Here is an 8,253-nt window from a genome sequence, read left to right as displayed (position 1 = left end):
TGAGTCACTTCATCTCCCTTTTACCTCCGTTAAACCTATCGGAATACTCTTTCTAATTCTGACAGCAGGGTACCTGCTGCTGAGTATTTTAAAAAAGAAGCCTTTTAAAATCCGGAGTTTTGAATTTTCGATTCCTCGTCCAGGGCTTTCTCTTTCACAAATAATTGTATCCTGCGTGGATTGGTCCATAGCGGGAAGTGTACTCTATTTCTTATTACCATCCTCAGAGGCACTATCATATCCCAATGTTCTTGGTATCTTTTTGCTGGCGCAGATTGCCGGGCTGGCGAGCCAGGTTCCCGGCGGGCTTGGGGTATTTGACACAATTGTATTAATACTTCTCTCACAAACATTACCTTCATACTCTGTAGTCGGATCACTCATTGTTTACAGGGGGATATATTATCTACTTCCCCTCGGGGTTGCGACAGCGCTTCTTGGAATACACGAGTTTCTTCAGAAAAAGAAGGTAGTTGTACAGGTAACATCTGTATTCGGGCAATGGATACCAAGGCTTATACCCCATGCGTTCGCATACATAACGTTTCTCGGTGGAGCCATTCTCCTATTTTCAGGTTCTACCCCCACTGTTATCTGGCGTTATGAATTGCTCCAGGATTTTCTGCCAATACCCGTAATCGAAGTTTCCCATTTCCTTGGCAGTGTTGTTGGTGTGTGCCTTTTGATCATTGCCTGGGGGCTTCAGAGAAGGCTTGACGGTGCATATATTATTACGCTGTTTCTCCTATTTGCCGGAGCAGTATTTTCTCTGCTTAAAGGTGCTGATTATGAAGAGGCCGCTATATTAGCAGTTATGTTTTTCGCGCTAATCCCATGTAGGAAACACTTTTACCGCAAGGCTTCTCTCATCAGTCAGAGATTTTCCGCTGGATGGGTCGGAGCTATAATTCTTATTCTTATCTGTTCTGTCTGGTTTGGGATGTTTTCATATAAACATGTAGAATATTCAAATGAACTCTGGTGGCGCCTGACTCTTTCCGGAGATGTCCCGCGGTTTTTACGGGCAACAATAGGAGCGATTGGGGCTGCCCTGGTCTTTGCAATGGTCAGGCTTCTAAGCCCTGCTACACATGAACCTGAAGTTCTAAGGATGGAAGACCTGGATATTGCAAGGAGTATAATCAGGAATTCAGAGAATACTTATGCTAATCTTGCCCTTCTCAGGGATAAGTCGCTGCTATTCAGTGATAACAGAGATGCATTCATAATGTATGGCATCGAAGGTCGCAGCTGGGTGGCGCTGGGTGACCCTGTTGGCAAGGAGAAAGAAATGCCGGAGCTTATCTGGCATTTCACGGAGATCTGTGACCGTAAAGATGGGTGGACAGTATTTTATGAAGTTCAACAGAAGAACTTATTCTTATACCTTGATCTTGGTCTCACCTTGCTCAAACTTGGAGAAGAAGGCCATGTCAGACTTGAGTCATTTTCTCTTGACGAAGGCAATCGTAAAGACTTTCGACGAATTCATAACAAACTCACGAAGGAAGGATTTACATTTGAGATAATCAATCAGGGTGATGTCCCTCTTATATTACCTGAGTTTAAGAAAATATCAGATGCATGGTTAGCTGAAAAAAATACCAGAGAGAAGGGATTTTCACTTGGTTTTTTTGATGAGGAATACCTGAAAGAATTTCCGGCAGCAATAGTCAGAAAGGATAAAAGGATTATGGCATTTGCCAATATCTGGCCCGGCGGTGAAAAGGAGGAGCTTTCACTTGATTTAATGCGGCATGTTCCGGACGCCCCTAATGGTCTTATGGATTATCTTTTTATAGAAATTATGCTCTGGGGAAAAAACGAAGGATATCACTGGTTTAATCTTGGGATGGCCCCATTGTCAGGTCTGGAAGCCCATGCCCTTGCTCCTCTTTGGAATAAGCTGGGTTCATTTGTATTTCGTTATGGAGAACATTTTTATAATTTTCAGGGACTTCGTGAATATAAAGATAAATTTGACCCGGAGTGGGAACCGAAATACCTTGCATCACCCGGAGGCCTGGCCCTGCCGCGCATTCTTGCAAACCTTGCTACCCTGATTTCAAGAGGTTTAAAGGGAGTTGTCGCTAAATGAACAGGGCGATCAGCCGCTGTTCAAGCCTTTAGCGATACGGTTGCCGATCTCCTTATCGATGTTGCGCCAGTATTCAAGAGCACGCTGCAGCACGGGTTTGGACACACCTTTCTTAAGGTGTCCGACCACGTTGGAGACCAGCCGGTCGCGCTGCCCATCGTCCATGACCTCACGCACCAGGGTTCCGGGTTGGCCGAAGTCGTCGTCCTCCTCATGAAGTGTATAGGCGGAGCGGATGAATTTACCGCTGGCATCCCATATCGCTGCCTCGGGATAGCGCTTACCGTCAGCCTGCGGGCCGCCCTTTGAGTTCGGTGTGTATACGGGGTCGGATACGTTCTGAACCCGCATCGCCCCGTCCTTGCTGTAGCTGTGAACAGGTGCCTTTGGCCGGTTGACCGGTATCTGCTTGTAGTTGACACCCAGGCGGTGACGGTGGGCATCGGCGTAGGCGAAGAGACGTCCGAGCAGCATCTTGTCCGGGCTGACACCGATTCCCGGCACGAGGTTGTTCGGTTCGAACGCCGCCTGCTCGATCTCGGTGTGGAAGTCTGTCGGGTTGCGGCCCAGAGTCAGCCGACCGACCTCGTGCAGCGGGTAGTCACCGTGCGGCCACACTTTCGTCAGGTCAAAGGGGTTAAACCGGTAGGTCTCGGCGTCCTCGAAGGGCATGATCTGTACCTTCAGCGTCCAGCTGGGGTGATCACCCCTCTTGATTGACTCGAACAGGTCACGCCGGTGGTAGTCAGCGTCAACCCCGGCTATCCGGTCGGCCTCTTCCTGCGTGAGGAATTCGATACCCTGGTCGGTCTTGAAGTGGTACTTCACCCAGAAGCGCTCGCCGTCCAGGTTTATCCACATATAGGTGTGGCTCGAGTAGCCATTCATATGCCGCCACGTCTTGGGAATCCCGCGGTCACCCATCAGCCACGTGACCTGGTGCGCCGACTCGGGAGACAGGGTCCAGAAGTCCCACTGCATGTCGTTGTCGCGCAGTCCGCTGTCTGCACGGCGCTTCTGGGAGCGGATAAAGTGCTGGAACTTCATCGGGTCACGTATGAAGAACACAGGAGTGTTGTTGCCCACCATGTCGTAGTTGCCTTCGCTGGTGTAGAACTTCAGTGCAAAGCCGCGTGGGTCCCGCCAGGTGTCAGGGCTGCCGCGCTCTCCGGCCACCGTCGAGAACCGGATCAACGTGTCCGTATTCGTTCCCGGCTGGAAGACCGATGCCTTGGTATAGGCGCTGACATCGTTGGTCACCTCGAAGTGTCCGAAGGCCCCGGCACCCTTCGCGTGGGGCTGGCGCTCCGGGATCCGCTCCCGGTTGAAGTTGGCCATCTGCTCGATGAGGTAGTGGTCCTGCAGCAGGATGGGTCCGTTGGGCCCCACAGTGAGAGAATACTCGTCGCTGGGAACGGGGATCCCGGCATCGTTTGTTGTGTGTTTTAGGTCATCGTTTTTCATGGTAACACCTCCTTGAAAAATTCAAACTATTTTCTCTTTTTTTCTATAGTTCATACAGGACAATCAATATACTTGAGTATCACACTACTATCCATAACTTAAGGTGTCAAGTCTGTCTAATATGAATTCTTATAGCCTTGACAAGGGTTATTCCCGGATGTATATTACGCAAATGAAAAGATCAAAACCTGAATTAAAACCCTTTGGGAAGGGAAGAACTCCTGCAGATACCTCTGTTAAAAGAGATGGGTACGAGTTAATGGGGAGGATATGGATCGAGGGAAAGGACGGGACATTTCTCGGATATGGGAGGGTTATCCTGCTTGAAAGGATAAAAGAATACGGCTCCATCTCAGAGGCGGCGAAATCAATGAACATGTCCTACAGGCATGCATGGGAACTTGTTGATTCCATCAACAGGCAGGCAAGGGAGCCTCTTATTGAGACAGCCACAGGGGGCAAAGGAGGGGGAGGTGCTAAACTCACCACTGCAGGGGAGAGGGCGGTATTGGCATTCAGGGACCTGCATGCCAGATTCAAGGATTTCTTAGAGAAAGAGGTAACGAATGTTAAGGCATAAAATTATTTGTCAATCGTTATGCATAATTTACGATATCGCCACATGAAAGGGGACATGCCAGCATGGAGTACCGTTTGAGATTTTCAACAGGAGTTTATTTAACAATCCTTTTAATGATACCCTGCTTCTTTACAGGCAGCGCAGCTGCGCAGGAGGCGGGTAAAGCAGGAGAGGCGGTATCGGGTAAGTTAATGCCAGTTGTGGGAGGTTATGTTGAAGGATATCGTGGGAAGGATAAGCATTTCCCCGGTAAATGGATTGAGTCTCGGTTTATCGGGCTATACCGGCAGAGGGGAAGGTGAGACTGAGCAGATAGCGGTAAAGGAGACTGCATATGGTGTGGATGCGGAGTATGTGCTGAATTTCGGGATTCACTTGAGAGGGGAATACCTGGCGGCAAGGTGGAAAAACTGGGATGTGGCAACCGCCAGTGCCTCATCTGGAAAAACGCAGCAACCCCGTGGATGGTATCTCCAGACCTCCTGTCAGCTCCCTCCTATGCCGGATCTGGAGGTCCTGGCAAGATACGAAGACTATGAGAAGGACTCCAATACGGACGACAGCCATTTGAAGACGACCACTCTGGGTATGACATACTATCTGAAAGGCAAGAACAGGATTACGGCAAATTATCTGATCAGGGATGCCGGTGAGAGTCCAATCGTCACTGCCCAGGAGACAGATGCAACCAGTTCCAGGATAGGAAATCTCTTTCTGGTCCAGGCCATTACCGTCTTTTAAACCGTCAGGGAATCTTATAAAATAAAGGAGACAAACAATGGGTCAGTATAAAAATAAAATCAGTTTCCCGATCATAGTCCCGGTACTCTTTTCTTTGGCCGTTGCAGCACTGCTATACCTTTTATCGCCGGGAAATGCGGCGGCAGGAGAGAGGAGCATCACTGTAGCGGCGGCTTCAGATCTTAACTTTGCATTCAAAGACATAGCTGCCGTGTTTGAAAAAGAAACGGGGATTAAGGTCATATTCTCATTCGGCTCCACCGGCATGCTCGCAAAGCAGATATCCGAAGGGGCTCCATTTGATATCTTCTTTGCGGCAGACCGGAAGTATCTTGAGGATTTGAGCAGTAAAGGCCATGTCATTCCTTCCTCTGTTGAGCGTTATGCACGGGGCGTGATCGTCCTTGCCGTAAATAAATCCTCTGGATTAGAAGTCAGAGATTTAAAGGACCTTTTGAAATCTAAGATCAGAAATGTGGCAATTGCCAATCCGGACCATGCCCCTTATGGAAGGGCGGCCATGGAGGCATTGAAGTCTGCCGGTTTATGGGATAGACTGAAGGAAAAGCTTGTCTACGGAGAGAATATCAGGCAAACCCTCCAGTTCATCCAGTCCGGTAATGCACAAGCCGGGATAGTAGCGCTCTCTCTGGCGAATGTGCCGGAGATTACTTATGTAAGGATAGACTCATCTCTCCATAACCCGATTGATCAGACCATGGGGATTGTGAAAACATCTAAGGATCCGGAGGCCGCAGAGTCCTATATTCGCTATGTGAAGGGTCCTGCGGGGAGTGAGATTATGAAAAAATATGGTTTCATAATACCTGAGTAAGATGAACCTTTTTCCATTATATCTGACTGTTAAGGTCTCTTTAATTTCTACGATCTTTACAGCCTCAATAGGCCTAGTGCTGGCCTGGGTCCTGGCAAGGAAGAGGTTTTTCGGGAAGACTGTTCTCGATGTCCTCATCATGCAGCCTCTGGTGATTCCTCCGACCGTACTGGGTTACTATCTGTTAAGTGCCTTTGGAGTTGGAAGTCCCATAGGGCAGTTCTTTGATAACGTCCTCGGAATACAGATTGTGTTCACATGGAAGGGGGCTGTGCTCGCAGCGATGATCTCATCCCTGCCGTTGTTTGTAAAACCGGCTAAGGCTGCAATAGAAGGGGTCGGGGACGACCTTGAGAATGCCGCACGCCTCCTTGGGAAGACGGATCTCTATATATTCAGGACGATCACTCTACCAATAGCATGGCGCGGTATCCTGGCCGGAATAGTTATGGCCTTTGCACGGGCTACCGGTGAGTTCGGTGCTACACTGATGGTGGCTGGAAACATCCCTGGGAGGACGCAGACCCTCCCGATCGCCATATACGATGCGGTACAGAGTGGAGACACTTCTACTGCTAATGTCCTTGTAGGCATCATTACGCTATTTTCCTTCCTGGTGCTCTACATCGCAGAAAGGTTTACCAAGGGGAGATTTTAAATGAATAGGAATTCCGGAAATCCCGGACATCCTGAAAGGTGTATTTTGGATGAATCTTAAAGTACGTCTGAAAAAATCCTTTGACGGTTTCAATTTAGATATAAACCTTTCAGTAAAAGAAGATCTCCTTGTATTGTTCGGTCCATCAGGGGCAGGCAAGAGCCTGATCCTCAAAATGGTCTCAGGGATAGTTGTTCCCGACGAGGGGATTGTTGAAATAGGCGCTGAGAGGGTCTATGACTCGCAGAATCATATTGATCTTCCGGTGCGAAACAGGCGTATAGGATACCTCTTTCAGGATTATGCACTCTTTCCCCATAAGACCGTATATGGGAATATTGCCTACGGTATAAATCAGCTTGAACGTTCCATCGTGCAAAAAAAGGTTGGAGAACTTATTGACGTAATGCGTCTCAGCGGACTTGAAAAGAGATTTCCTCATGAACTCTCGGGCGGGCAGAAACAGAGGTGCGCACTTGCCAGGACCCTGGCCATAGAGCCGAGGGTGCTGCTCCTGGACGAGCCTTTCTCAGCGCTTGATTTCCAGGTGAGGGAAAAGCTACGGGCGGATCTACTGAGAATCCACACCCTCTATCCCATCACAACTATACTCGTGACGCACGATCTTGAAGAGGCCTATATGCTGGGTAAGAAGATTGCGGTTATCAATAACGGACGCATCGAACAGGCAGGTCCGAGGGAAGAGGTATTCTACAAACCCCGGACAAGAAGTGTTGCAAGGTTCATAGGCACACGGAATATTTTTGACGGTACGATAGAAGGGATGGACGGCCATCTGGTTACTATGCGGAACAAGGATATAGGTTTGGTTAAGGCCTTTGTTTCAGAGGGGACAGAGTTACAGACAGGGCAGGATGTTTCGTTCTGTATCAGACCTGAGGAGGTCATGATAATCAGACCTGACAGGCCCCTTGACAAAAAAGTACACGACAATATTATTGAAGGCGAGATTATATCAATCATGGGCAAAGGCTCAACGCAGATTATGTTTTTAAAAACCGGGGGCGGGGATACCTTTCTTAAGATAGAAATACCAAATTTCGTGGCAAGGAAGTTATCCCTCGATAAAGGAAAGCGCATTCGGGTGTCCCTCAAAAAAGAAAACCTCTGGGTAATCCCTTAGAGAGTAACCTGAAAAAGGAGGATAAAGATGAATGAAGTCAGAAAGATTAGAAAGGTATTGAAGAGTAAGCCGGTTCTTGAAGGTGCAGGGGTTCACTTGAAACGCGTTTTTGGATTCAGTGAAGTCCCAATGCTTGATCCGTTCCTTCTTCTGGACGATTTCCGTTCCGACAATCCGGAACACTATTTAAAAGGGTTTCCATGGCATCCACATCGCGGGATTGAGACCATAACATATGTCCTCAGCGGAAGGGTGGAACATGGTGACAGTATGGGAAACAAGGGTGTGATATCGGCTGGTGACATGCAGTGGATGACCGCCGGCAGCGGGATCATACATCAGGAAATGCCCAAGGGTGGTCCCAACGGCCTGATGGGCGGATTTCAGCTCTGGGCCAATCTGCCCGCAAGCAGTAAGATGATGGAACCCCGATACCGGGAAATAACCAGCGCAAATATCCCGGAGGTTGTATTGGAGAATGGCACAAAAATAAAGGTCATATCCGGCAGGCTGGGGAACATTCAGGGACCTGTTCAGGATATTGTAATTGACCCTGAGTACTTTGATATTACAGTAAACGCCGGATCCAAATACACTCACCAGACCAAGCGTGGTCATACGGTCTTTGCATACGTTATTGAGGGAACAGGATACTTCTGTAATGAAAAGAATCCCTTTTCATTTGATGTTGAAGGTGTTAACTATTTCGATATGCAAAGAGATCCGTTTATAG

At 48.4% G+C, this 8,253-nt stretch carries 8 protein-coding genes; 7 read left to right on the top strand and 1 reads right to left on the bottom strand.

All coding sequences use genetic code 11. The features are described from left to right. Positions 1-2,098 (top strand): bifunctional lysylphosphatidylglycerol flippase/synthetase MprF (gene mprF / locus IT392_13240; protein ID MCC6545436.1); only part of this gene is annotated, 2,098 nt, incomplete at its 5' end. Between the two features lie 9 nt (positions 2,099-2,107). On the opposite strand, the gene IT392_13235 is transcribed toward mprF, so the two are convergent. Then, positions 2,108-3,562 (bottom strand): catalase, encoded by a 1,455-nt coding sequence (locus IT392_13235; protein ID MCC6545435.1) that lies wholly within the window; start codon positions 3,560-3,562, stop codon positions 2,108-2,110. A gap of 172 nt (positions 3,563-3,734) precedes the next feature. Between IT392_13235 and IT392_13230 the strand changes: the two genes are divergently transcribed. From IT392_13230 to IT392_13205, 6 genes are all read left to right on the top strand, one after another. After that, positions 3,735-4,142, top strand: a complete 408-nt coding sequence (locus tag IT392_13230; GenBank protein MCC6545434.1) for a LysR family transcriptional regulator — start codon at positions 3,735-3,737, stop codon at positions 4,140-4,142. 210 nt (positions 4,143-4,352) lie between these two features. Continuing rightward, complete coding sequence (locus IT392_13225) at positions 4,353-4,883, top strand: porin (protein ID MCC6545433.1); 531 nt, start codon at positions 4,353-4,355, stop codon at positions 4,881-4,883. A 37-nt stretch (positions 4,884-4,920) separates the two neighbouring features. Further along, complete coding sequence (modA, locus tag IT392_13220) at positions 4,921-5,718, top strand: molybdate ABC transporter substrate-binding protein (GenBank protein MCC6545432.1); 798 nt, start codon at positions 4,921-4,923, stop codon at positions 5,716-5,718. A gap of 1 nt (position 5,719) precedes the next feature. Further along, positions 5,720-6,376, top strand: coding sequence for a molybdate ABC transporter permease subunit (gene modB, locus IT392_13215; protein MCC6545431.1), 657 nt, complete (start codon positions 5,720-5,722; stop codon positions 6,374-6,376). A gap of 49 nt (positions 6,377-6,425) precedes the next feature. After that, on the top strand, positions 6,426-7,520 hold the full coding sequence (locus IT392_13210) for an ABC transporter ATP-binding protein (GenBank protein MCC6545430.1): 1,095 nt from the start codon (positions 6,426-6,428) through the stop codon (positions 7,518-7,520). 27 nt (positions 7,521-7,547) lie between these two features. Then, positions 7,548-8,253, top strand: a 706-nt coding sequence (locus tag IT392_13205; protein ID MCC6545429.1) for a pirin family protein, incomplete at its 3' end; no start/stop codon positions are given.

The sequence above is a fragment of the Nitrospirota bacterium genome (assembly GCA_020846775.1).
In the GTDB taxonomy this organism is placed as follows: Bacteria; Nitrospirota; 9FT-COMBO-42-15; order HDB-SIOI813; family HDB-SIOI813; genus RBG-16-43-11.
This window is presented reverse-complemented; position numbering and strand designations above follow the sequence as displayed.

Excerpts from the sequence above, each read along its gene's own strand:
- IT392_13235 (MCC6545435.1), bottom strand. The coding sequence starts at position 3,562 with ATGAAAAACGATGACCTAAAACACACAACAAACGATGCCGGGATCCCC.
- IT392_13230 (MCC6545434.1), top strand. The coding sequence starts at position 3,735 with ATGAAAAGATCAAAACCTGAATTAAAACCCTTTGGGAAGGGAAGAACT.
- IT392_13225 (MCC6545433.1), top strand. The coding sequence starts at position 4,353 with ATGTTGAAGGATATCGTGGGAAGGATAAGCATTTCCCCGGTAAATGGA.
- modA (MCC6545432.1), top strand. The coding sequence starts at position 4,921 with ATGGGTCAGTATAAAAATAAAATCAGTTTCCCGATCATAGTCCCGGTA.
- modB (MCC6545431.1), top strand. The coding sequence starts at position 5,720 with ATGAACCTTTTTCCATTATATCTGACTGTTAAGGTCTCTTTAATTTCT.
- IT392_13210 (MCC6545430.1), top strand. The coding sequence starts at position 6,426 with ATGAATCTTAAAGTACGTCTGAAAAAATCCTTTGACGGTTTCAATTTA.